Annotated in this window: 20 protein-coding genes; 13 read left to right on the top strand and 7 right to left on the bottom strand. The window is 41.3% G+C overall.

Features of this window, described 5'->3' with window-relative positions:
* Positions 1-200: 200 nt before the first annotated feature.
* Positions 201-773, top strand: a complete 573-nt coding sequence (locus AAH582_RS02970; protein WP_115047104.1) for an RNA polymerase sigma factor — start codon at positions 201-203, stop codon at positions 771-773.
* A 24-nt stretch (positions 774-797) separates the two neighbouring features.
* Positions 798-1904, top strand: coding sequence for a trypsin-like peptidase domain-containing protein (locus AAH582_RS02965; RefSeq protein ID WP_231585198.1), 1107 nt, complete (start codon positions 798-800; stop codon positions 1902-1904).
* 79 nt (positions 1905-1983) lie between these two features.
* On the opposite strand, the gene AAH582_RS02960 is transcribed toward AAH582_RS02965, so the two are convergent.
* Positions 1984-2619 (bottom strand): peroxiredoxin, encoded by a 636-nt coding sequence (locus AAH582_RS02960; protein WP_070563280.1) that lies wholly within the window; start codon positions 2617-2619, stop codon positions 1984-1986.
* A 415-nt stretch (positions 2620-3034) separates the two neighbouring features.
* On the opposite strand from AAH582_RS02960, the gene AAH582_RS02955 reads away from it, so the two are divergent.
* The gene (locus tag AAH582_RS02955) at positions 3035-4171 is read left to right on the top strand and encodes an acyl-CoA dehydrogenase (protein ID WP_046672309.1); all 1137 of its coding nucleotides are present in this window, start codon (positions 3035-3037) and stop codon (positions 4169-4171) included.
* 74 nt (positions 4172-4245) lie between these two features.
* Here AAH582_RS02955 and AAH582_RS02950 read toward each other — a convergent pair whose 3' ends face one another.
* From AAH582_RS02950 to uvrB, 4 genes are all read right to left on the bottom strand, one after another.
* Positions 4246-4650 (bottom strand): hypothetical protein, encoded by a 405-nt coding sequence (locus AAH582_RS02950; RefSeq protein WP_343321176.1) that lies wholly within the window; start codon positions 4648-4650, stop codon positions 4246-4248.
* Positions 4651-4659: 9 nt separating this feature from the next.
* Positions 4660-5910 (bottom strand): glutamate-5-semialdehyde dehydrogenase, encoded by a 1251-nt coding sequence (locus AAH582_RS02945; RefSeq protein WP_343321175.1) that lies wholly within the window; start codon positions 5908-5910, stop codon positions 4660-4662.
* Entirely contained in the window at positions 5907-6938 is a 1032-nt protein-coding gene (gene proB / locus AAH582_RS02940) for a glutamate 5-kinase (protein WP_046672306.1), read from the bottom strand. The genes AAH582_RS02945 and proB overlap by 4 nt, the downstream gene beginning before the upstream one ends.
* 369 nt (positions 6939-7307) lie before the next feature.
* Positions 7308-9341, bottom strand: coding sequence for an excinuclease ABC subunit UvrB (gene uvrB, locus AAH582_RS02935; protein WP_046672305.1), 2034 nt, complete (start codon positions 9339-9341; stop codon positions 7308-7310).
* Positions 9342-9624: 283 nt separating this feature from the next.
* Here uvrB and upp point away from each other — a divergent pair, with 283 nt between their 5' ends.
* From upp to AAH582_RS02895, 8 genes are all read left to right on the top strand, one after another.
* Positions 9625-10272 (top strand): uracil phosphoribosyltransferase, encoded by a 648-nt coding sequence (gene upp, locus AAH582_RS02930; protein ID WP_046672304.1) that lies wholly within the window; start codon positions 9625-9627, stop codon positions 10270-10272.
* A 104-nt stretch (positions 10273-10376) separates the two neighbouring features.
* Positions 10377-10850, top strand: coding sequence for a ribonuclease H-like YkuK family protein (locus AAH582_RS02925; RefSeq protein WP_046672303.1), 474 nt, complete (start codon positions 10377-10379; stop codon positions 10848-10850).
* Positions 10851-10901: 51 nt separating this feature from the next.
* Positions 10902-11504 carry a nicotinamide riboside transporter PnuC gene (pnuC, locus tag AAH582_RS02920; RefSeq protein WP_046672302.1) on the top strand — a complete coding sequence of 201 codons (603 nt, stop codon included), beginning with the start codon at positions 10902-10904 and terminating at the stop codon, positions 11502-11504.
* Between the two features lie 23 nt (positions 11505-11527).
* Positions 11528-12061, top strand: a complete 534-nt coding sequence (locus AAH582_RS02915) for an AAA family ATPase (protein WP_070563596.1) — start codon at positions 11528-11530, stop codon at positions 12059-12061.
* Positions 12062-12211: 150 nt separating this feature from the next.
* Positions 12212-12622, top strand: coding sequence for a BrxA/BrxB family bacilliredoxin (locus AAH582_RS02910; protein ID WP_046672301.1), 411 nt, complete (start codon positions 12212-12214; stop codon positions 12620-12622).
* A 270-nt stretch (positions 12623-12892) separates the two neighbouring features.
* Complete coding sequence (locus AAH582_RS02905; RefSeq protein ID WP_343321174.1) at positions 12893-14527, top strand: amidohydrolase; 1635 nt, start codon at positions 12893-12895, stop codon at positions 14525-14527.
* A 196-nt stretch (positions 14528-14723) separates the two neighbouring features.
* A complete protein-coding gene (locus AAH582_RS02900) occupies positions 14724-15626 on the top strand; it encodes a GLPGLI family protein (protein WP_343321173.1) in 903 nt (300 codons plus the stop codon).
* Complete coding sequence (locus tag AAH582_RS02895; protein ID WP_343321172.1) at positions 15626-18286, top strand: hypothetical protein; 2661 nt, start codon at positions 15626-15628, stop codon at positions 18284-18286. The genes AAH582_RS02900 and AAH582_RS02895 overlap by 1 nt, the downstream gene beginning before the upstream one ends.
* 261 nt (positions 18287-18547) lie before the next feature.
* Here AAH582_RS02895 and lipA read toward each other — a convergent pair whose 3' ends face one another.
* Positions 18548-19429 carry a lipoyl synthase gene (gene lipA / locus AAH582_RS02890; RefSeq protein WP_343321171.1) on the bottom strand — a complete coding sequence of 294 codons (882 nt, stop codon included), beginning with the start codon at positions 19427-19429 and terminating at the stop codon, positions 18548-18550.
* Between the two features lie 173 nt (positions 19430-19602).
* On the opposite strand from lipA, the gene AAH582_RS02885 reads away from it, so the two are divergent.
* The gene (locus AAH582_RS02885) at positions 19603-21837 is read left to right on the top strand and encodes a beta-N-acetylhexosaminidase (RefSeq protein ID WP_343321170.1); all 2235 of its coding nucleotides are present in this window, start codon (positions 19603-19605) and stop codon (positions 21835-21837) included.
* A 354-nt stretch (positions 21838-22191) separates the two neighbouring features.
* Positions 22192-25011 carry a carbamoyl-phosphate synthase large subunit gene (gene carB / locus AAH582_RS02880; RefSeq protein ID WP_046672295.1) on the top strand — a complete coding sequence of 940 codons (2820 nt, stop codon included), beginning with the start codon at positions 22192-22194 and terminating at the stop codon, positions 25009-25011.
* Between the two features lie 44 nt (positions 25012-25055).
* Here carB and AAH582_RS02875 read toward each other — a convergent pair whose 3' ends face one another.
* Positions 25056-25994, bottom strand: coding sequence for a formylglycine-generating enzyme family protein (locus AAH582_RS02875; protein WP_286728131.1), 939 nt, complete (start codon positions 25992-25994; stop codon positions 25056-25058).
* Positions 25995-26069: the final 75 nt, after the last annotated feature.

The raw sequence follows: 26069 nt of genomic DNA, 5'->3' as shown, positions 1-26069 counted from the left end.
AAAATTGACCCGGCGAAAAATAACGATGTCCTCCCAAAAGAAGCTGATTCCAATAAAAAACAAATGCTTTCGGTTTCAAGGAATAAGCCTTATTTTTGGGGATAGATTTCGCTTTAAACAAATAAAAGTTTACGTTTGAAAATATTTCGAAGAATTTTATTTTTCAAAGGGTTACAATTTAAGCATTAAGGTATTAATAGGTGAGTAAATTCAGTAAATCAGTCCTGCTAGAAAATGATGAGCAAATCATTGAAGGCATCAAAGACGGCAACAGCTTGGCGATAGATGCTATCTACAAGCGGTACTATCCGTCTATAAGCCATATGATCTTGCAAAACAATGGAAGTGAGGATGAAGCGAAAGATATTTTTCAAGAAGCTGTCATTGTGCTCTACGATAAAGTTTCCAAAGGGAACTTTGAGCTCAGCAGCAAACTTAAAACATATCTTTACTCGATTTGCAGAAGGCTTTGGCTTAAGCAACTCAATCGTGCTGGTTTTGGCAACAGTGACATTAGCGGTTATGAAGATTCCTTATTTGAGGAAGAAGATCTACAACAGCATCAAGAACTTGAAAAGAAGTTCGACCAAATGGAACTTGCCTTAGAGAAAATGGGAGAACCTTGTAAGACAATCTTACATGATTTCTACATCTTAAACCATTCGATGCAGGACATCTGTGATAAATTTGGTTACACCAATACAGATAATGCCAAGACTCAGAAGTATAAATGCCTACAACGGCTGAAAAAAATATTTTTTTCAACAGATTAAAATTAGTGTAACACCATGGGAACAATGAATCAAAAAGAATTTTTCGAATTAGCAGACCAGTATCTTCGTGGCGAATTATCGGCCGAAGAAAAAGCTGCATTTGAATCTTTTTGTGCTGATCAGCCCTCCTATGCTGCCCAATTACAACAACACCGCGAATTTGTTGCCAATATGAAAGAAACCAGTCAACGGCTGGATTTCAAAAATGCATTAGCACAATCAGCAAAAGAATACCATAAAACCCAAAACAAAGCCGCAAAGGTAGTTCCTATAAAACAATCAGCGGTAATTTCACTTTGGGAACGCATCAAAGCAAGTTCTTTAGTGGCTGCAGTGGTAGCGGTATTTGCAGTATTTGGCACATTATGGCTGAGCGGTTATTACAGCAACCTCGAGAAAGCATCTTCCGATTACAGTGCATTACGTAGAGACATGAACAATGTCAAAAAGAACGTCAACGCACACAATGCTGCTATCAGGGATATCAATGACAAAAAATCTGTAAAAGGTACCGAAAGCCAGTTTGGTGCAACAGGATTTATGTTGACGACAGATGGCTATGTCGTCACCAATTACCATGTCATTAGCGGGGCTGATTCGATCTATTTACAAAATAGTAAAGGCGAATCGTATAAAGCACAAATCGTACACACCGATCCAAGCAAAGACTTGGCTATCTTATACATCGCAGATAAGGCCTTTAAGAAAGCTAAAAGCTTACCTTACACATTCAAAACGTCGACTTCAGATCTTGGTGAAGATATTTATACGATCGGGTTTCCTCGGGACGAAGCAGTATATGGTCAGGGATACCTAAGTTCATCAACAGGTTATGCCGGTGATACCATCGCTTATCAGATCTCCGTACCTGTCAATCCAGGTAATAGTGGCGGTCCGGTATTGGATAGCAGAGGTAATGTGATTGGTATTATTTCCGGAAAACAACGTGGCATAGATGGTGCCGCCTTTGCAATCAAAACGAAATCAATCTTGAACGCCTTAGCGGACATACCAAGTGATTCACTGGTTACCGGTCTTAAGATCAACAAAAAGAATAGCTTGGCAGGTTTACCAAGGACAGAACAAATCAAGAAAATGCAAGACTATATCTACATGGTTAAAGTCTATTAGGAGGCATTTATAACTTATAAAAAAGGCAACGTTTTTCAACGTTGCCTTTTTTTGTTCTTTAATTCCAAGGGCTTACTCCCTATAGATTAGGTTGTGGCGTCGTTCTCAAATACGGTTTGATCTCTTTGAAGCCTTTTGGAAATTTAGCAGGAATATCTTCTGTCTTGATCGCTGGCACAACAATAACATCTTCACCATGCTTCCAGTCAGCGGGCGTAGCGACCTGATAATCGGCAGTTAACTGTAAAGAATCTATGACCCGTAAAATTTCATCAAAATTACGACCTGTTGATGCTGGATAGGTCAGCGTCAATTTGATCTTTTTGTCAGGACCGATAATAAATACGGAACGTACGGTCGCTGTTGCGGAAGCATTTGGGTGGATCATATCGTACAATTCGGATACATGATGATCTTCATCAGCAATAACCGGAAAATTCACTTCGGTATTTTGCGTTTCATTGATATCCTTAATCCAATTCAAGTGATCGTTTACATTATCGACGCTTAGCGCAATGGCCTTCACACCCCTCTTGTCAAATTCAGATTTCAATTTTGCCGTACGGCCCAACTCTGTAGTACATACCGGCGTATAATCTGATGGGTGCGAAAAGAAAACGACCCAGCTATCTTTGATATAATCGTGAAAGTCTATTTCACCAATGGTTGTTTGCGCTTTAAAATTTGGCGCTTCATCCCCTAATCTTAAACTCATAATCTTATTTTTTAAATGTGTTTAAATTATATAGTCTACAAATATAGTAGATTAAATTTAGCAAACAAGTAATTCTTCATTTTTTTAAATTGAAATGAAAAAACTAAACTTAATCCAATTGAAAGTAAGGACTTTACACGTATAAACAAAATGAAAACCAACATGCCCCTTGCTACTTATCCGCCCTACTCTGGCCATTACTTTCCAAAATGCTTATAATGATTAGCTCAAGTAGGTTAAAAAGTAATTTGCTATATTACTATGCTTGCATAATATATATTTTGTATATTTGAGTATGTTGGTACACCGAGCTCATAAAATGATTGTGAGTTGGGAGGAAACTTTTTGACAGCAAACCTTATTATATATAGACGTTATCGGCTTGGTAACTGATGAACCAAAAAACTGAAATGCCATGAATTTTGAATTAAGCGAAGAGCATAAAATGATCCGCGACGCAGCGCGGGAATTTGCCCAAGAGCTAAAGGCTGGGGCAATCGAGCGCGATGAAGCCGCAAAATTTCCAACAGATTTTGTCAAGCAAATGGGCGAACTCGGGTTTATGGGTATCATGACCCCCGAAGCTTATGGCGGAGCTGGAATGGATACGTTGGCCTATGTTCTCGTGCTCGAAGAAATTGCCAAAATTGATGCCTCAGCGGCCGTTATCGTATCCGCCCACAATTCCCTGGTATTATATGGACTCAATGCTTATGGTACAGAGGAACAAAAACAAAAGTACCTGATTCCTTTAGCGAAAGGTGAAAAACTTGGTGCTTTTGCGTTGTCAGAACCTGAAGCTGGTTCGGACGCCTCCTCACAGCATACCACCGCCGAAGATAAGGGGGATCACTATCTCCTAAATGGTACAAAAAATTGGATCACCAATGGTGGCCATGCCGATATCTATCTTGTCATTGCACAGACACATCCTGAAAAAGGCCACAAAGGAATCAATGTATTGATCGTTGAAAAAGGGCTGCCGGGATTTACCATTGGTCCTAAAGAAAACAAATTGGGTATTCGTAGTTCCGATACCCATTCACTTCTATTTTCCGATGTTCAGGTTCCCAAGGAAAACCGTATCGGAGAAGATGGCTTCGGATTTAAATTTGCTATGAAAACACTCGATGGCGGTCGCATTGGGATTGCGGCACAGGCCTTAGGAATTGCTGCGGGTGCCTATGACCTTGCTTTGGCTTACTCAAAAGAACGAAAGACCTTTGGAAAACCGATTTCGGACCATCAGGCCATACAGTTTAAATTGGCCGACATGGAAGTTGATATCGAGGCAGCTCGACTTTTGACGTATAAAGCTGCCTGGACGAAAGACCAGGGCCTTCCTTACGGTAAAGAAGCTGCCATGGCCAAACTGCATGCATCTGAAGTTGCCATGAAACACACTGTCGAAGCTGTACAGATCCACGGTGGCTACGGTTACGTAAAAGAATATCATGTTGAGAGGTTAATGCGCGACGCAAAAATCACGCAAATATATGAGGGAACCTCTGAGATCCAACGTCTGGTGATTGCCCGTGAGATCCTTCGCTAAGCTGTCCGTCATGCAATGAACCCAAAAAGTTAAACACTTTTTTAGGGCTTTGCATGACGGATAGCTTTATTAATCTAAAGACTCTTCAATTTGTTATCGATCATACCAAGATATTGATAATCCTGAAAGGCAAAGCTCGCCGTTTCAGCCATCGCCAGATTCAAAATAAACTTTGCTTTACGAAGTAAATTCTCCTGATTGCCATCTGTAGCATTCAACCCATCAAATAACAACGTTAAAGCCAATGGATGTAGTTGCTGAATTTGAAGATCTGTTTTGAGATATGCCGAAAGTTCATTTTCGGAAAGATTTAAAAAATAGGTCCTACTCTTTTCGAAGAATTTCTCATAAGCATCTTCAAACACTGCTGGATCAGTCGGCTCCGTAAAAGCATCATGCCCTTCTGTCCATATGCGAAGAAATTTACCAATTTCTTCGATCCAATTCATCAATACATCTTTCTTAAAACTTAATCCCATGATCTATGCTTATCTGATCTGTCCATTTCCGCGGACAATCCACTTCTCTGTTACCAATTTTTCCAATGCAAATGGTCCACGGGCATGTAACTTTTGGGTCGAGATACCGATTTCTGCACCCAGACCAAACTCACCTCCGTCCGTAAAACGTGTAGATGCATTGGCATATACCGCAGCAGCATCCACTGTATTCAAAAATTGTTCAATATGGAGTTCACTGGAAGAAACAATACATTCCGAATGTTTGGAAGAATATTTTGCGATATGCTCCAAAGCTTCGTCCAAACTGGTGACCGTCTTTATTGAACACTTCAAATCTAAAAATTCTCTTCCAAAATCGGCTTCATCTGCGCACTTTAAATTTGAAAAATTTTGACCCTGTAATATCTCATAAGCTGTAGGGTCCGCGAAAACTTCCACCTGAGCATCTTCAAAATAAGTTTTCAATTTCGTCAGGAACTCGGCAGCAACAGCACGATCGACCAAAACAGTATCTAAAGAATTACACACCGATGGCCTCGAAATTTTAGCATTGGCAACAATTTTGGCTGCCATATCCAAATCTGCTGTACGGTCCACATAAGTATGGCATACTCCTGCTCCAGTTTCAATAACTGGTACTTTAGCGTGTTCCCTGACATAATCGATCAGCGACTGTGAACCCCGTGGTATGATAATATCCACGAATTGGGTAGCTTCCAATAATTCCGAAACATGCTTCCTATCAACAGGCAACAGTTGCACAATAGTTGTTGCAATACCATACTGCTCTAAGACAGCATGGATTACTTTCAACAACGCCTCGTTGGTGTGTAACGCATCAGAACCACCGCGCAATAGACAAACGTTACCCGACTGAATACATAATGCAGCAACGTCTATCGTCACATTAGGTCGCGATTCGTAGATGACCCCAACGACCCCGAGTGGAACCGTAATTTTCTCGATCTCCAATCCATTTGGCAATATTTTTTTTAGTAATAACTGATCTGTTGGATCTGCCAACTGAGCAATCTGCTTAACACTGTCAGCCAAACCTTTTAGACGATCGCTATTGAGCAAAAGACGATCCTTTTTGGGGTCGTCATCAGCCATACGATCCAAATCAATCTTATTGGCTTCTAATATATCAGTAGTATGTGCGATAAGACCTTCTGCGATGGCATTTAAAATAGTTATTTTGGTATCAGGAGCCAGTTGTTGCAAAATTTGTTTTGCTTTGGCCGCCGCCTGAAGTTGGTTTAAGATGGATTCACTCATAATAATACAATATCATTTGCATGTGCAATTTCTACATTTTTTTTACTGGTCTGGGACAAAGCGGATGAATCCATCTTCGCGCGGGCAACGGCAACAGTTAAGCCTTCTAGATTGACAATATTTAACACTTCTCCTTTTTCAAAATGCTCGACGATACGGGTTACCCCCACAGCGAGTAAACTTTTGTGCTTCAATAATGCTTCCTCCGCTCCACGATCAACCATCAATTCCCCTTTTATTAAACTTCCACTCGCGAGCCATTTCTTGCGGGAAGAGATCTTCTTACTTTGAGCCAGACACAGTGTGCCAGTCTCGTGCTTAACCGCTTTTTGTATCGCTTCCTCGGTTTGCATACTAAAAATCACAACAGCAATCCCCATTTGATTGGCCAATCGGGCAAAGTTCAATTTCGAGGTCATTCCCCCTAATCCTACGGAAGATTTATCCTTCCTTGCCAGCCCTAAAATATCCCGGTCAATTGTTTCAATTTGCGGTATAATCTTGTTGTTTGCATCCAACACACCAGGAACGGAAGTGCTAAACAGTAATTTTTCGGCACCAAAACCAACAGCAATCAAGGTTGCCAGCTCATCATTATCTGAAAACTTCAGTTCTTTATTACTCACCACATCATTTTCATTTGCAATTGGAATAACATTGTTCCGCCACAATTCCTCATACGTATTTTTCAATTGTAGAAATTGATCCCGATTGGAAAAGTGATGTCGCTCACATAAACTCTGCGCCAATGAAATTTTAAACGGTCGGAAATAAGTAGAATACGTATTAATCAATATGGGGTTCCCAATTGCAGCAGCTGCTTTGCGTTCGGATAGCGTTCCTGTGTAGCTGGGCAGAAAACGTTTACCGGCAGCAACAGCACCTGAAGAGACCAAGACGATATTGTATTTCTTTTGTAAGGAAGCAATTTGCCTAGCGATCTCCAAAACAATACGTTCATCAACTTCTCCCTCTTTCGTGGTAATAGAAGCCGATCCAAATTTGACAACGAGAATTGGCTTTTTCATTCTTTAGTATGTTTTAGTTTAGATTTGAGCACTAATTTACTGAGAAGAATTTGATTTACGCAAAATATGTTAACAATTGAACAATATAGTTCAATAGAAAAACTTAGGAAATACGGCCGAATCCATTGGGTCAGGAGGCATTCGTGTACTCGGCATTTATTCCGTAGGAAATTTTTACTTTGACAGAATGCTGTGGAAAGCACAAAAAACGATATTATTCCGTAGATTAAATGTTTCATATGTGGTCAATTTATTTACAATTGCCACAACTATACGGACCGGAATCTTAATTTAAACGCTATTTAGCGTCGTTTAACAAATCTTAAATTGATTAACAATAATTAATACATATTAACAAGTCGCCCTGCTTTACGATGGGAAACGCTCTTCATAGAGCTTCTCCAAGGAGAACATTTCATCACGATATTTCGCTGCTTCCAAGAAATCCATTTCTTTTGCTGCTTTATCCATTTTCTTCCGTACGTTATCGATCGCTTTCTTCAGATCCTTCTCACTGAGATACTGCATCACTGGATCAGCTGCAATGGCCTGCGACGGATCAGGTTCAACATAAATTTTAGGTTCAATACCCGAGAAATCAGCAACAGAAGTCTGCTCTAAGATCTCCTCTCTTGTTTTGCCCACAGTACGCGGTGTAATGCCATGTTCCAAGTTATATTTCATCTGCTTGTCTCGGCGACGATTGGTTTCATCTATTGTGACGCGCATGCTATCCGTCATTTTATCCGCATACATAATAACCCGACCTTTATCATTCCGGGCAGCGCGACCAATCGTCTGAATAAGCGATCGTTCGGAACGCAGAAAGCCCTCCTTATCCGCATCGAGAATAGCGACAAGCGTGACCTCCGGCAAATCAAGCCCCTCACGGAGTAAGTTCACCCCAACCAGGATATCAAATTCACCCAAGCGAAGACCCCGTAAAATTTCCACCCGCTCCAAGGTTTTAATTTCGGAATGTATATAACGGACCTTTAAATTCAGCTTGGTCATATATTTGGAAAGTTCTTCAGCCATGCGTTTGGTCAATGTAGTAGCCAAGACACGTCCTCCTTCTTTAATGGTCTTATCGACCTCTTCCAAGAAATCATCGACCTGATTAATCGCTGGTCGTACTTCAATAATCGGATCCAGAAGTCCTGTTGGACGAATAACCTGCTCAACGACAACACCTTCAGTCTGCTGCAGTTCATAATCGCCCGGAGTCGCCGATACATAAATCGTCTGATTTGTCAGGGATTCAAACTCCGGAAAGTTTAAAGGTCTATTATCCAAAGCCGCGGGCAACCTAAACCCATGTTCCACCAAGGAAACTTTTCGCGATCGGTCACCTCCATACATCGCACGTAATTGCGGTAAGGTCACGTGACTCTCATCAATGACCAACAGGTAATCTTCCGGAAAATAATCCAGCAAACAGAACGGACGCATCCCCGGTTGTCTACCATCAAAAAAGCGGGAATAATTTTCAATCCCCGAACAATAGCCCAGTTCACGCATCATTTCCAGATCATAATTGACCCGCTCCTCTAAACGCTTCGCCTCCAGCATTAAGCCCTCGTCTTCCAGTTGCGTTTTCCGTTGCATCAATTCATCTTGAATAGCCCAGATCGATTCTTTGAATTTTTCTTTCGGTGTAACGAAGAGATTTGCTGGAAAAAGAGCAAGATCTTCCATCTTGTTGAGCGTTTTCCCTGAAATGGGATCGATCTCACTCAGTTCGTCAATTTCATCCCCAAAGAATGAAATCCGAATAGCGTTATCCAAGTATGCTGGAAACACGTCCACTGTATCACCTTTAACCCGAAAGGTACCCCGTTTAAACTCTGTGGTCGTTCGCGAATATAAAATCTCCACCAACTTATGCAGGAAAGCGTTTCTAGTGACAGTCATACCGACCCCAAAACGAAAGATAGACCGGGAGAAATCTTCGGGATTTCCCATACCGTAGATACAGGATACCGAAGAGACGACAACAATATCACGCCGCCCCGACATCAGGGCCGAAGTCGTCGCCAAGCGCAGCTTTTCGATTTCCTCGTTAATCGCCAAATCCTTCTCGATGTAGGTATTCGTCGAAGCAATAAAAGCTTCGGGTTGATAATAATCGTAATAAGACACAAAATAGTTGACCGAGTTATTGGGAAAGAACTGTTTGAATTCACCGTACAACTGAGCCGCCAAAGTTTTATTGTGGCTTAAAATCAATGTCGGCTTTTGGGTTTCCTGAATCACATTAGCCACAGTAAAGGTCTTACCCGAACCTGTCACCCCCAAAAGCGTCTGGTATTGCTCTGCCTGCTCTACCCCTGCTACCAACTGCTTAATTGCTTCTGGCTGATCGCCTGTGGGTTTGTATTCCGATGTCAATTCAAATTTCATATATTTCCTATTTCTTTAAGAAAACCAGTCAGGCCTTTTCCAGCAAACATTGCACCACGAATTGCTTGAGCCATAAGCTCAAAAACAGTTTTTGTAATCCGATGGTTTCAATCTGCTTCAAGACGATTTGTTGACCTGTGGTCCAGGTCATATCCTGCTATGGTCTTACACAAATTTACTAAAAATTTTACCATTTTAGCGCAAACTATAATAATACCATAGATGTTATTACTTTCAATTGATTATTTATTATCTTTAGCTTAACTGAACTAGCACACACGCCATGGTCACTATTCTATCTACCCAAAATAGCATTGCAAATCATTTTATTGCCGAACTGAGAGATATCACGATTCAACAGGATCGCATGCGCTTTCGTCGGAATCTGGAACGATTAGGTGAAATTTTCGCTTATGAAATCAGCAAGACGATGGCTTATAAACCTGTTGAAGTTGAAACTCCGTTAGGTGTGGCCAAAACCCATCTCCTGATGGAACAACCCGTACTCGCTACAATTCTGAGAGCGGGACTTCCCTTTCATCAGGGACTTTTAAATGTATTTGATCATGCCGACAATACCTTCATTGCGGCCTATCGGCATACAAAAAAGAGCGGTGAGTTTGAAATTCATAAAGAATATGTCAATACACCAAACTTAGATAATCGTACAGTAATCATTGTAGACCCCATGTTGGCCACAGGAAAGAGCCTTGTATTATGCTGTAAGGATCTCCTGGCCGAATATGACATCAAGGAATTACACATTGTTGCAGCCATTGCATCCGAGGAAGGACTGAATCACGTTCAGGCTTTTGTACCTACGGCGCACATCTGGGTAGGTGACGTCGACCACGAACTGACCTCAAAAGCTTATATTGTACCTGGACTCGGTGATGCCGGAGACCTGGCCTACGGTGTAAAACATCATTAATGTGGATAAATTATTTAAAACTAAATTAACACTTAGATCATTGAAATTCAGTAAATTTATGTCAATGATGAAGTTTATTTTTTTTATATCTAATTTATATCGCTATGAGATGGCAAAAATACAATGGCGAATCCATTCGCTCCACGATTTTCGATGCTGTTGAGGAAGTCATTAAACGAGAAGATGCCCTAGGGAATAAGCTCAAGGTTTATATAGGCACCGATTCCCAAGTCAAGAGAGGCATCATCGACTTCGCTACAGTCATCGTCTTTCTCCGGGAACATAAAGGTGGATTTATGTTTATCCAACGGGACAAAAGGCATCACCGAATGAGCATTAAAGAAAGGATGCTGCTCGAAGTCCAAAAATCCATCGATATAGCCTATCAACTCTGCCCCCTCCTCGAAAAACACAAAGTAGACCTCGAAGTCCACGCCGACATCAACACCAATCCAAATTTCCAGTCAAATGTTGCCCTGAAAGAAGCTATGGGCTATATTATGGGTATGGGGTTTGTTTTTAAGGCTAAACCCGAGTCCTTTGCCAGTACCAATTGTGCGAATAAACAGGTTCAATAACGGACTATAGGGCAGACTTTGTATATTTAGGGTGTAATTTTAATACACCATATGCAGGAATTTTTTCAGCAGATTGCGCGTCAATTTGCCCAGACCTCTTGGCTTGAATGGTTAGGTACGCTGACAGGCTTTCTTTGCGTCTATTTGGCCGCTAAACAAAATATATGGAACTGGCCAATCAGTATCATCAGCGTAGCGTCCTACGCGATTCTGTTTTATAATGCCAAACTGTACGGAGATACTGTACTACAGTTCTACTTCCTGTCCACAGCTGTGTACGGTTGGTATTATTGGATAAGACGAAAAGAAGAAAAAAAGAAACCTATCGTCAAAGCCAGCAAGGGACAATTGCTCCTTTGCCTCCTGGCAATCCTGATCCTAACGCTATCAATCGGTTATCTCCTCGATAGCAAGACAAATTCCGATGTCCCTTATATTGACGCATTCTGCACCTCCGTAAGTTTTGTTGCTCAATTTCTGATGACGCGCAAAGTGCTTCAAAATTGGCTCTTATGGGTATTTGTGGATATTTGTTATATCCCGCTCTATATACACAAAGACCTTATGCTGACCGCAGTACTCTACCTTGTTTTCACACTCATCGCTTGGAATGGCTATCGCGATTGGCAGAAAACCTATAAAAATTTTGCGTAATATTGCCTATCAAAACGATCGATGTGGGAAAAGATTTCATAAAAATTGCCGTTGTTGGCCCCGAGTCCACTGGAAAATCAACGATGGCACAATTTCTTGCCAAGGAATTTCAGACGGTATGCGTACCCGAGTATTCACGTTATTATTGCCAAAGCCTCAACAATAAATATACCCTGCAGGACGAAGTCAATATGTTTTATGGACAGGTAGCCCTAGAGGAAGCCCTGATCCCTTTAGCGCAAGACCAGCTCCTCATCTGTGACACCACCTTTCTTACGGTAAAAATTTGGTCAGATCATCTTTTCGGTCATACGCCGCAGGAAGTCACCGATAAAATTCAACAACATGTTTATGATCTCTACCTGCTGATGGATATCGATCTACCCTGGCAGGATGATCCACTACGCGATTTTCCCGAACAGCGTGAACACTTCATGGAGATCTGGAAAAGCGAATTGAACGCCATTAATGCGAATTACCGTCTTATTTCCGGGCTCGGCGACCAACGTCTTGAAAATGGACTTCATGCGGTAAAAGATTTTCTGACATTGATTTGAGACAAGTGTCTTGACGAAGCAGCCTTTTACAGCTATATTTGTAAACATAAAGTATAGCTGTTGTTTATACGGACTAAGAATACTTGCCCAACGACAGAAAGCTTTATAGAAACAATTAAAATAGAATATTAACATTTTACTTAAGAAATAATGTATCCAGAATATTTAGTAACTCCAATGCGTCAAGAGTTAGTTGATGCAGGATTCGAAGAATTAAAAACTCCTGAAGCAGTTGATCAGGCTATCGCATCAGAAGGAACTGTCTTTGTGGTTGTAAACTCTGTTTGTGGTTGCGCTGCAGCAAATGCACGCCCAGCTGCAAAAGCTGCTGTAAAAAATGAAAAACACCCAACTAAATTGGTCACTGTTTTCGCAGGTATGGAAACTGATGCTGTAAACACTGCACGTAACTACATGTTGCCTTATCCGCCATCTTCACCAGCAATGGCTTTATTTAAAGACGGAAAATTGGTACACATGATTGAAAGACATATGATTGAAGGTCGCCCGGCACAAATGATTGCTGACAATTTAGTTGCAGCATTTGACGAGTACTGTTAATCACGTATTTTGATTTTTGAATTAAAAAGGCTGTCCAAGTTATTTGGATAGCCTTTTTTGCATTTGGATAATCCGTATTCGCATTACTTTTCCTTCAGGTTGCCTTTCACTACTTTACTGATGGTCTCCTGTCCCAATAATACGCGACAATTCAGCGTAGGTACTTCACGTAAAGCAATTCGATAAGTCAAAACCCCGAGTCCGCATATCCAATAGATCTAGCCCCAAGCCTAGTTCCGTTTATTCAAAGCTTTTTGCTATTTTTAGGTTATGAAAACCTTCCCAATCATCATTTTTTTGTTCTGCTTGACCATCATTTCATGTTCACCACAAACGAAAGTGGACCTCATTGTTTATCATGCGCAAGTATATACTGTAGATTCGGCTTTTAGTATGGCACATGCTTTTGCGGTCAAAGACGGTAAGTTTATTGCCATTGGTTCCGATGAAGAAATACAGCGGAAGTACAAAGCAATAGAAAAAATTGATGCGCAGGGGAAGGCCATTTATCCGGGATTCTATGATGCCCATGCGCATTTATTTGACGAGGCCGAACTAATGGATCAAGTCGACCTAAACGGTAGCGATTCTTTCGAGGAGGTTATTCAACGTGTCAAAAACTACCAGCAAAAAAATCCGGACAAAACTTGGCTGATCGGTGGTGGCTGGGACCAAAATCGCTGGAAAGATAAAACTTTCCCAACCAAGGACCTACTCGATAAAGCTTTCCCGGATATCCCCGTCTACCTCATGCGTGTAGATTATCATGCAGCGGTCGCCAACTCCAAAGCGCTAGAATGGGCCAAATTAACCAGTATTCCCACGATTCGTGGCGGTGTGGTCGGCGGGAATAATAATATCCCCAATGGCCTCTTGATCGACAATGCAATGGATCTTGTCAATAAGACAATCCCGGTTCCGAGTGAGAAAGACTATTTAAGAATGCTCAAGCGAACGCAAGACTCCCTCCTTTCTGTCGGTCTAACCACTATTGTAGACGCAGGTTTATCAAAAGAAAGACTCGATCTCCTAAAAAAATACTATCGCGAAGGACAGTTGAAAATTAGAGATTATGCCATGATCCTCGGCAATCCCCAAAACATAAAGTCATTTATCGATCAGGGTTTCTATGAAACGGACCGTTTCGAGATCAAAGGATTTAAACTGCTCGCCGATGGTGCATTGGGATCTCGTGGCGCATGCCTCCTCGCACATTACCATGATGCCCCCACCCACGGCTTTCTCCTCCATAGCCCCCAGGAATACGAAGCCATGATCAAACAGATTGCCGAAAGTAAGTTTCAGGCAAATACCCATGCAATAGGCGATTCGGCCAATCGTATTATTCTGGATATCTATGGCAAATACCTCCACAATAATGGCGACCGCAGATGGCGCATCGAGCACGCGCAAATTATATCGCCTACAGATTTTGACAAGTTTCGAAAGTATCAAATCATACCATCTGTACAACCTACACACGCAACCTCCGATATGTACTGGGCCAAAGATCGACTTGGTGAAGAACGTATGAAAGGCGCTTACGCTTATAAGCGTCTGTTGGCAGAATATGGTAAACTCGCTCTGGGCAGTGACTTTCCGGTTGAACATTTTAACCCCTTATACGGTTTCCACGCAGCGGTAGCACGTGTCGACAAAAAAGGCTATCCTAACCACGGGTTTCAGATGCAAGATGCCATAAGCCGTGAAGATGCCTTAAAAGGAATGACGATCTGGGCGGCATATTCTTGTTTTCAGGAGAAAAAACGAGGAAGTATCGAAGTGGGAAAAGATGCCGATTTTGTTATCCTCGAAAAGGATATCTTGAAAATTCCAAATGAGCAACTGCGAAATGTAAAAACAGAACGGACAGTAATTGCAGGTGAGACCCTGTTTAAAAGATAACAAAAACTGATAGGTCTAGCCATACCCAATAAACTTATACTGCCAACAAAACAAGATAGCTAACAAAAGTATTGCTAACGAGTCAAACCTTTCTTAACCTGCATTAGCACAACCCTAGGGAGGATAATAACGAAAAGTTCAAATAAATTTTTACAATTACGAATATTTCGTATATTTACGATATAAACATATATTTATGAAATATTCATTATCAATCTTACTGTCTGTGGCCACGCAGCTATTATTTGCACAAGAGCGTACTCCTGCCATCGCTAAAGTACATTACGAATTCAAACATGTCAATGACAGTACCCAACGGGACCAATTTTTACGCGATGAAACAGTGGTTTACCTGAATCAGCAGGCCAGCTACTATACGTCATATTCATCCAAACGCATGCAGGAAGAGGTCAAAAAACAGATGGAAGATCCCGCATTTTCCGGCAATCTAACCCTTACTACGCGCTCCTCGCCCTCATCATCATCTTATCTAATCAACCCCGATCAAAATAAAATAACTGAGGTAATATCCGTTGCTAGTGACCATTTCTCCATTACTTCACCATATCCCACACAGGATTGGGAAATCTTGGGAGATCGTAAAGAAATCGGTGGTTACAATTGCCAAAATGCGAAGGCAACATTCAAAGGCCGCACCTATATCGCCTGGTTTACAACCGAACTTCCATTTTCCTATGGTCCCTGGAAACTTCATGGTCTACCCGGACTTATCCTTGACGCACGGGACACAAAAAATGAAGTGATTTTCGCTTACGCCGGATTCGATAAAATTGAAGATGGAAAAACATTTGTCGAACTGCCACAAAATACCATCGCAAGTACGGCAGATGAAGTAAAGAAAATTCAGGAAGCCTTTAAGGCCAATCCTCAAGCCTACATGCAAGCGCAATCCGGAAAGAATAGAGCCATCAATGTAGGCTCAAACGGAAACATCGTTGCCGTTCGATCCGGTAATTCAGGTGGAAGCTCCCCTATTGGTGCTTTGGATCCATCCAAAATAAAAAGTTTCAATATTTCAAGAGACGATAAATACAAACCTTCGAAGGTTACCAATAATCCCATAGAGCTGACGCCTTAATGAAAGTATTTCTATGTTTATTTATAGTCGTTTTGCTTGGGCAAATAACCTTTGCCCAGCAAACGATTAGTGGAACGGTCCAAGTGGATAAGACACAGCATCCTGTACCCTTTGCCAGTGTCAACATCCTTTCAGACGGTAAAATCATCGCTTTCAAGCCGACAGATAAAGATGGGCGTTTCACAATCACATTGACAAAGGAATATGCGAGCCTTTACCTGCAGATCAATCACCTTACTTACGAAAAATTTGAACTCAAACTTGGCACACAGACATCCAATCTTCGGATCGCACTCGTTCCAAAAACCAATCTGCTACAAGACGTCATTGTAAAGAGCAAACCTAAAGTGAGCCGTTCAAATGATACGATTTCCTACGACGTCGGATCTTTTGCCAAAGAGGAGGATCGCAATATAGGCGACGTAATCAAACGCCTTCCGGGCATGGAAGTTACCGAATCGGGGCTTATAAAATACCAGGATAAAACCGTTTCTAAACTTTACATTGACGGTGACGATCTGTTGGAAAATCGCTATGGTGTAGGTACACGGACAATCCCGCATAAAATGGTAAAGGACATTCAGGTGCTCGACAATCACGAACATTATAAGGTCCTTAAAAATAAAAGATTTACAGACGACGTCGCCATCAATCTCGTTATCAAAGAGGAAGCCAAGCTGAAGCTCACTGGACAGGCCAAAATTGGCGTCGGCACTCCCAATCTCTATGATCCTGAATTGAATTCCATCCTATTCAACAAGAAAGTAAAGATGCTGAATGTTCTCAGCGGGAATAATACAGGTCATGATCTTTCCGGAGATATCATTGGGGCCAATCAATCCTCTTTACTGGCCAAGTTCGGCAGCTCGACTATCAACAATCTCCTGGCGACGAGCACAACAGGCAGTCCAAATATTCCTAAAAACAATTATTACTTCAACAATACCGGTTCACTGAACACCAATAACCTATACAACCTCAAGAATCTCTGGCAGCTAAAATCCAATCTTCAGGTCTTATACGACAACGATCGGCAAAATAATGCCTCAAACACGCAATACCTGCTCGATGATGGCGACGTTTATTTTAATGAGCAAAATCACATGAAAACAGCGCGGTGGCTTGGCGCAGCCAGACTTTCGGCATCTACCAATACGGAAAAGAAATATGCGAACAATACTTTATCATTTGAATATGAAAAAAAAGATATTACAGCATTGCTGGCAAACTCCTCAGGGCAGATCGAGCAGTTCCAAAAACACCACATCAAGGGATTCAGCAACTTGTTCAGCTATATACCCCAACTTAAAAACAATGACATTATTGCAATCAACTGGTCTTTAAATTATGGCACTAAACCGCAGACGTTACAGATCTATCCCGGTGTTTTTCCAGAAATACTCAACGATAGCATTCCCTATAAAAGCAGCCGCCAGCAAATCGAAGTTCCTTCCTTTTTTACGGAGATCAGTATAGGTTATCGCTTCAATAAAGGCAGAATCAAACAATACTATCAAATTGGCTTCAATACAGATCGTCAACATTTCACCTCACTCCTTACCATAGTAGATAATGAGCAACGTGTTCGAACATTGGGCGATAATACCCGTAATAATCTGTATTGGAGCAGATCCCAAGCGTTTATTACACCGCAATATTCCTGGAAAACAAATCGATTTGAAACCCAGCTCGAGATCCCGATCACCTATTTGTTTACGCATTATGAAGATGTCAGCCATCAACTGGCCACGTCCAAAAATTCCATGCTGATCAATCCTAATTTAAAAGCAAGATGGCAGATTTCACAAGAAGACTATCTTCAATTTAACTATCAATTTGCGCAGGATGTAGGCAATATTGAAGATATATACCGTGGTGCCGTATTACGGAACTATAGAATGCTTAGCCAAAATAATGCCGCGCTAAATGAATCCAAAAAACATACGTTTAATCTCAATTATACTTTGGCCCGCACCCTAAAAGTATTATTTGCAAATGCTGGTATTAGCTATACAAGATCGCTTTCCAACACGATGTTATCGTCCGTTATAAAAAATAACATCACCGAAAATATATTGGTCAATATGGATAACCTGCAAGATCGATGGTCATCTCAGATCGGATTTGATAAATACATCTTCCCTTTGGCAAGTACCCTCAAACTAAAAGGAAGCATTTCTTACTTCAAATACAATCAATTGTTAAACAATGCGCTAGTGCCTACTCGAAGTATGAGCTATCTATTTCAGCCCAGTATTGAAGCTAAGGTATTTAAATCTTATAATATTTCCTATTCAGGACTATTCAATTGGAACAGGAGCAAACAACAGGGCCTTGACAATGCGATCCAAAACAAAACTACCACCATGATGCATAACATAGGCTTTCCGGCCAGTCCCTTTAAAAATGGCTTTATGCGGCTAAACCTGCGCAACCTGGCCACCTTTCAAACAAACATGAAGAATGCAAGTTACACCTTCATAGACTTTTTTACGCGCTATAAGATCAACAAGTGGAAAATGGATATCGAATTGGAAATGAATAATTTGGCCAATATCAAAAACTATCGCACCTACCTGATGACGGCCAATATGATTTCACAAAATGAATTTGAACTTCGCGGGAGAACAATTTTACTTCGTACAGTTTTCAACCTTTAAGACTCGAACCGTCAGAAAGAAACAATTACGTTTTCTAGTGCTCGTCTATTGTTGTGCCCATAGACCAATCTCTTCCAATTGAAATCCCGCTATTTTAGCAGATTATCGATGATGAACAAGAGTAATAAGTTTTTCAACCCCTAGAGGCAAACCGTTTCATAAAAAAAAAATAGAAAAAAGAAGCCTGAGCAAAAAAATCACCCAGGCTTCTTTTTATATCTTGCGAAAAATATTCTTTGTTAAAAAACTTAGAAATGTTTTCTATTGCATATCAAATAAATGTTTCTCTGCATGGTAAGAAGAACGAACCAGCGGTCCAGACTCCACATACTTGAATCCCATTTCCAAACCAATTTTCTGATATTTCTCAAATTGTGCAGGCGTAATCCACTCGATTACAGGATGGTGAGCTTTGGTAGGCTGTAAATATTGCCCCAGTGTCAAAATATGTACCCCAACGTTATATAAATCTTGCATTGCCTCGATAACATCTTCCTCTGTTTCACCTAAACCAAGCATAATTCCTGATTTTGTACGGAGTCCAGCTTCAGAAATCCGACGCAGACACTCAAGTGAACGATCATATTTAGCTTGAACGCGAACTTCTCTTGTCAAACGACGTACAGTTTCAAGGTTGTGCGAAACAACCTCGGGACGTACTGCGATCACGCGGTCCAAATTATCCCATTGTCCTTTAAAATCTGGCAAAAGTGTTTCTAAGGTTGTTTCTAGGCTTTCCCGACGAATGGCATTTATTGTCTCCGCCCATATTATCGAACCACCATCTTTTAGGTCATCACGATCCACCGAAGTGATCACACAGTGTTTTACCTGCATTAACTTGACAGAATTGGCAACACGATTAGGTTCATCCAGATCCACCGCCAAAGGACGACCTGTTGCTACCGCACAAAATGAACAAGAACGTGTACAGATATTTCCCAAAATCATGAAGGTTGCCGTTCCAGCCCCCCAACATTCGCCCATATTCGGGCAATTTCCACTCTCACAAATTGTATGTAATTTATGCTCGTCTACAAGACTTCTGACATGTCTATACTCTTTACCAACAGGCAATTTGACACGCAACCAATCAGGCTTGCGTTGTGCAGGAGTTGCCGGAATAACTGGAAGTTCAATCATACAACAAAGTTAAGGATTAAAAATGTAATTTCTAACCGTCAATTTGTTGGTTTTATATCATAAAAAATGAGCGATTGCCGTCAATAATAGAATTATGAAACAAAAATTAGGATATTTGTGTTGATTATCATTAATCTAATAACAAAACTATGCGACTGAGCCGATCTTTATCCATGTTGTTACTTGGGGGTGCAACCATTTTTACAGCACAAGCCCAAACCAACTTTGACATTATACCCAAACCTTCGAAAATCACCTTGGCTACTGGAACATACGCTATCCCTGCACATCTTCAGGTTATTGTTTCAGATGAATTTCAGGAGGCGACACAGTTACTTACTGAACACCCCGCCATCAAAAGCCTCGCTGTCGAAGTACTCAAGAAAAATAAAAAAGGTCCTAAAGAAGGCTTTCGCATTATTAAAGCTGTCGATGCAGATAATCTAAGTAAGAACGCCTATTCCATTCAAATCGATGAAAAAGGCCTGCTACTCAGGGCTTGGAATGTACCTCAGGTGATCAATGGGATTTACACGCTGGTTCAATTAGGCTATCTACAAGCCGATCCAAGTAAAGTAGCCTATGCGACAATAGTCGATGAGCCTCGCTTTGCCTATCGTGGCTTACACCTGGATGTATCGCGTCATTTTATGCCACTATCCTTTGTAAAAAAGTATATCGACATCATGGCCATCTATAAATTCAATAACTTTCATTGGCATTTAACCGACGGAGCCGGGTGGCGACTGGAGATTAAAAAGTACCCAGAGTTAACACAAAAAGCGGCCTGGCGAACACATACCAGCTGGAAAGATTGGTGGAACAATGGTCGTCAGTATGTAGAAAAAGGTACGCCAAATGCCAGCGGTGGATTCTACACACAGGAGGAAGCCCGCGAATTGGTCGATTATGCAGCCCGCAAAGGAATCAATGTTATTCCCGAAATAGAAATGCCCGGACATTCGGAAGAAGTATTGGCCGTGTATCCCGAACTCTCCTGTTCCGGAAAGCCCTATAGTCAGGGAGAATTCTGCATCGGCAATGAAAAAACCTTTGAATTTCTAAAAAATGTATTGGATGAAGTCCTCACAATATTCCCTTCCCAGTACATTCATATCGGCGGTGACGAAGCTGAGAAAAAGCATTGGGAAACCTGTCCAAAAGATCAGGCACTCATGCAGAAAGAAGGACTGAAATCTGTCGACGAACTGCAGAGCTATGCCATCAGACAAATGGATCAATACCTGCAATCTAAGGGTAGAAAACTGATCGGTTGGGACGAAATCCTCCAAGGGGGACTTACCGAAGGAGCTACCGTCATGAGCTGGCGCGGTGAAGATGGCGGCATAAAGGCCGCAAATGCAGGTCACGATGTCATCATGACTCCAGGTTCACACCTTTATTTTGATTCTTATCAGACAGACCCCCGGACACAGCCTGAGGCCATCGGCGGTTACCTGACACTGGATAAGGTGTATTCGTATGATCCTATTCCAGCGGCCATACAAGGAGATAAAGCCAAGCATATTCTCGGAGCACAAGCGAATATATGGACAGAATATGTTCCTACCACCGAACACCTTGAGTATATGGTATTCCCACGTGCACTGGCTTTAGCAGAGGTCAATTGGACCAATAAAGATGGGAAAAGCTGGACTGACTTTCAGCGAAGACTGCAATCTCATTATAAGCTTTTACAAGATCTGAACGTCAATTATTACCGTCCTTCCTTTAATGTTGCTTATACAGCAACATACAATGCAGCTAAAAACAACAATAAAATTACGCTGACAACCGAGCAACTAAAAACAGATCAGATCCGATATACCATTGATGGCAGTGAGCCTACAATCCAGTCTACACCCTATACTGCACCATTTGAACTCAGCTCAACAGGTCATATCAATGCGGCTTATTTTCTAGATTCTATCAAAATTGGTCCAACCCTATCCTTTGATATTGACATTCATCGCGCTATCGGAAAAAAAGTAACGTACAACACAGCATGGTCGGGATATCCAGCACAAAAAGATTCTACCTTAACAAATGGAATCATGGGTGGTCTTTCCTATCACGATGGCCAATGGCAAGGATTCACCAGTCCGATTGATGTGGTCGTGGATATGGAACGTAGAGAAGAAATACACCAGGTAGCCATGAATTTTATGCAGATGATTGGCCCGGGCGTTTATATGCCCGGAGAAATGGAAGTCCTGCTTTCGGATAATGGCCGTACCTTCAGATCGGTAGGAACAATCAAAAATGATATATCCGATAAAGAGTCCAAGTTGACTTTCAAAAGGTTTGAACTCAAACTTGACAAAGCACAGCAGGCGCGTTATATAAAGATCAAAGCCAGCAATCCTAAAAAAGGTTACTTGTTTACAGACGAAATCATCGTTTATTAAACACATCTGGACAGTTTTCTAAACCTGCATGTTTTATTAATTTGTGTTTTCTCATTAAAGCATCAATGAGTTCAAAACTCACTGTTATCGGAAAACAACAACCTTCATGATTTCACGGCACCAATAGCTCTAAAATCATGAAGGTTCTATACTCGTTTTTGTTTTTCAGGACTACTTTTCCAACAAACGGCATTTAATTTTGAAATATTATTAAAATAAATACTTAATTTTCAAAATTTAAAATGTAACTTTGCACTCCGACAAAGCAGTCGGAATGACCCTTCCCCATGAGCTATTTTTGATTGTCTTTGCTCAGATTTACAATAGGAAATTTAATTTTTTGAACTAGATATAATGCCAAGAAACACTTCCATTAAGTCGGTTTTAATCATCGGATCAGGTCCCATCGTTATCGGTCAAGCTTGTGAATTTGATTATTCTGGATCTCAAGCATCCCTTTCATTGAAAGAAGAAGGTATTGAAGTATCCATCATCAACTCAAACCCTGCAACAATCATGACGGACAAAGTTGTTGCGGACAATGTCTACTTACTTCCATTAACTTGCGAAAGTATTGAAGAAATTTTGCAAAAACACAACATTGACGCTGTACTTCCTACCATGGGTGGCCAAACGGCTTTGAACTTATGTATCGAAGCTTCCAACCTAGGCCTTTGGGAAAAATACAATGTAAAAGTTATCGGTGTTGATGTTGCTGCCATTGAAAAAACTGAAAACCGCGAAGAATTCCGTCAATTAATGGTTGATATCGGTGTGGGCGTTGCAACATCCAAAATTGCAAACTCATTCCTTGAAGGTAAAGAAGCGGCACAAGAGATTGGCTATCCGCTTGTTATACGTCCATCTTATACCCTTGCAGGTACAGGAGGTGGATTTGTTCACAGAAAAGAAGATTTTGACGCAGCCTTAAATAGAGGTTTACATGCATCACCAACACATGAAGTTTTGGTTGAACAAGCTGTATTGGGCTGGAAAGAATTTGAGTTGGAATTACTTCGCGATACCAATGACAATGTTATCATCATCTGTACTATTGAAAACTTTGATCCAATGGGTATCCACACTGGAGACTCGATCACTGTTGCACCAGGCATGACATTATCAGACAAATGTTATCAAGATATGCGTAATCAGGCTATCCTGATGATGCGCTCAATTGGTACATTTGCAGGTGGTTGTAACGTTCAGTTCTCTGTAAACCCAGAAAACGAAGAGATCATCGCCATCGAAATCAATCCTCGTGTATCACGCTCTTCCGCTTTAGCATCAAAAGCAACGGGTTATCCAATTGCGAAGATTGCAGCTAAACTGGCGATCGGTTACAACTTGGATGAATTGCAAAATCAGATCACAAAGACAACATCCGCATATTTTGAACCAACATTAGACTATGTGATTGTTAAGATCCCTCGTTTCAACTTCGATAAATTCAAAGGAGCAAACAAAGAATTAGGTCTACAGATGAAAGCGGTAGGTGAAGTTATGGCAATCGGCCGTACATTTATCGAAGCTTTACAGAAAGCATGTCAATCCTTGGAGACAGGCCGCGCTGGGTTAGGTGCTGATGGTCGTCAATGGAGAAACCTTGACGAAATCATGGATAGCCTGGAACATCCAAGTGGTGACCGCTTATTCCATATCAAAGATGCTTTCGAATTAGGCGTTCCTTTGGAATCGATCCGTAAGGCAACACGTATCGACAAATGGTTCTTGGTACAGATCCAAGAGTTGGTACACCTTGAGCAAGAATTACGTCGTTATCAATTGAATAATATCCCGCGCGACTTCTTCATGACCCTAAAACAAAAAGGTTATTCAGATGTACAAATTGCATGGTTATTAGGAAATGTAACCGAGGATCAAGTGTACGATCGTCGTAAGGAGTTAGGGATCAACCGTGTTTACAAAATGGTCGATACTTGTGCTGCAGAATTCCCGGCACAAACACCTTATTACTATTCGACATTCGAAGAAGAGAACGAATCCATCTCTTCAGATAGAAAGAAAATCATCGTATTAGGTTCTGGTCCAAACCGTATCGGTCAAGGTATCGAGTTTGACTACTCTTGTGTACATGGTTTATTAGCCGCTAAAGAATGTGGTTACGAAGCGATTATGGTCAACTGTAACCCAGAGACTGTATCGACAGACTTCAATATGGCTGATAAATTATACTTCGAGCCCGTATTCTGGGAGCACGTACGTGAGATCATCGAATTAGAAAAACCCGAAGGTGTTATCGTTCAGTTGGGTGGACAAACAGCTCTTAAAATGGCTGAGCGTCTAGAGCAACTTGGCGTAAAAATCATCGGTACTTCATTTGAGAATATGGACTTGGCAGAAGACCGTGGCCGTTTCTCCGATCTATTGAAAGAATTGGAAATTCCATATCCAAGATACGGTGTCGCGACTTCAGCAGAAGAAGCATTACAAGTTGCAAACGAAGTTGGCTATCCAGTATTGGTGCGTCCTTCTTACGTATTGGGCGGACAAGGCATGAGCATTGTTATCAACGATGAAGATTTAGAAAAAGCTGTTGTCAACTTATTGAAAAACCTTCCTGGAAACCATATTCTGATTGACCACTTCCTGGATCGTGCAGAAGAAGCTGAATCAGATTCGATCTGTGATGGTGAAGATGTACACATCATTGGTATGATGGAACACATCGAGCCTGCAGGTATCCACTCTGGTGACTCATCGGCGGTATTACCTCCATTTGGCCTATCACAAGCTGTTCAGGACAAAATGGAAGAATACTCTATTAAACTAGCAAAAGCATTGAACGTAAGAGGTTTATTAAACATTCAGTTTGCTGTTAAAGGTGAGAATGTGTATGTCATCGAGGCTAATCCACGTGCATCACGTACAGTTCCTTTTATCGCTAAAGCTTATGATGTTCCTTACATCAATATCGCAACTAAAGTCATGTTGGGTGTCAATAAGTTGAAAGACTTTACGATTGAACGTAAATTACAGGGATACGCGATTAAAGAACCTGTATTCTCTTTCAACAAATTCCCTGAAGTAGACAAGCAATTAGGCCCAGAAATGAAATCAACTGGTGAAGCAATTCGCTTTATCAAAGATCTTCACGATCCTTATTTCAGAGAATTGTACAATCAAAAATCAATGTTTTTGAATGCACAATAAGACATATCAATCAAATAGAAAAGGCTTGCAAATGCAAGCCTTTTCTATTTGATATCTTTCACACAGCGAAATCCAACATTATTTGTAGGACTGTTGACTTCCCCTTTTCCTCTGCTTCCGGCTTTATACCTTTCACAATATTGATCGTTGCAAAGAAATGACCCGCCCCGCTGAACGCGTTTTTCAAGGTTTGGCTCCTGCGGATCATAAGAATCCTGTGGTCCTTTGGGATTCACGGCTGTACTATGCTGATAGTAATCGGGCCTATAAAAATCAGCACACCATTCCCACACATTCCCTTCCATATCATACAGTCCCAACGCATTTGCCTGAAATGATTTTACCGGTGCAGCCCCCTCAAACCCATCTTCCTTTGAATCTTGCACAGGAAATTTTCCCTGATAAATATTTGCGGTCCATTTACCATTAGGCTTCAAGTCCTTTCCCCAATAATACAAGTCGTCGTTTGCATCATTACGTCCCCTAGCCGCATATTCCCATTCCGCTTCCGTAGGCAATCGTTTGCCTGCCCATTTCGCATAAGCTGCAGCATCTTCATAGGCAACCTGAACAACGGGATAATTCATTTTGTCCTTTATCGAGCTATCGGGTCCTTCGGGATGTTGCCAGTTTGCACCAGGGACATACTCCCACCACATCAGGTAATTGTTTAATGAATTGAGTTCTTTGGGCTTAGAGAACACAGCCGATCCCGGGACTAACATCTTGGGATCCACTCCCGGAAAATCTTTCGGATCAAGCGCTCGCTCAGCAACAGTTACATAACCTGTCTCCTTTACAAACTGCGCAAACTGTGCATTTGTGACCTCATGTTCATCCATATAAAATGAATTTAGTTCAACCTGATGTAGGGGCTTACTATCTTCAAAATTTGAACTTCCCATTAGAAATTTGCCCCCTTCAACCAATATCATTGTGTCCGCATTCTTGCTTTTTAGCTGGGCAATTTGGGATTTTATCATACCAGCGCGAGTAGGTATATTTTCCCCAACACAACAGGAAAGTGTATCCTTGGTGGAAAATAACGATAAACAGGT

Origin of the sequence: Sphingobacterium multivorum, assembly GCF_039511225.1 — a bacterium.
Taxonomy (GTDB): domain Bacteria; phylum Bacteroidota; class Bacteroidia; order Sphingobacteriales; family Sphingobacteriaceae; genus Sphingobacterium.
The sequence above is the reverse complement of the archived record's forward strand: the minus strand, read 5'-3'. Positions and strand labels throughout refer to the sequence as shown.